Below are 255 nucleotides of genomic sequence, written 5' to 3'. Positions count from 1 at the left end.
CGGTATTGCCATAATCGCTCGCGGGCGTCTTTTGAGGCGAGTGTTAAATCAAGCATAGGCTCGGGGTAATCTTCACCCAGTTTAAAATCGTTAAAAAGCGCTTCCATTGGTGTTTGCTCCCACGGCTCGTGTAAATATTCAATAGGGAGCTTTTCAAGTTCAGGGCACCACTTTTTTATAAAGGCGCCTGTTGGGTCCTGATCTTCAGATTGCTTTATCGGGTTGTAATGGCGAATGGTATTAATACCCGTAACC

General features: G+C 45.5%; 1 protein-coding gene. It reads right to left on the bottom strand.

Translation table 11 applies throughout. The annotated features are described in order from the left end of the window. A partial coding sequence (locus tag SB756_RS32445) for an FAD-binding domain-containing protein (protein WP_410913554.1) occupies window positions 1-255 on the bottom strand: 255 nt, incomplete at both ends.

The organism is Pseudomonas sp. SIMBA_068 (genome assembly GCF_046534705.1).
GTDB lineage: Bacteria > Pseudomonadota > Gammaproteobacteria > Pseudomonadales > Pseudomonadaceae > Aquipseudomonas > Aquipseudomonas putida.
This window is presented reverse-complemented; position numbering and strand designations above follow the sequence as displayed.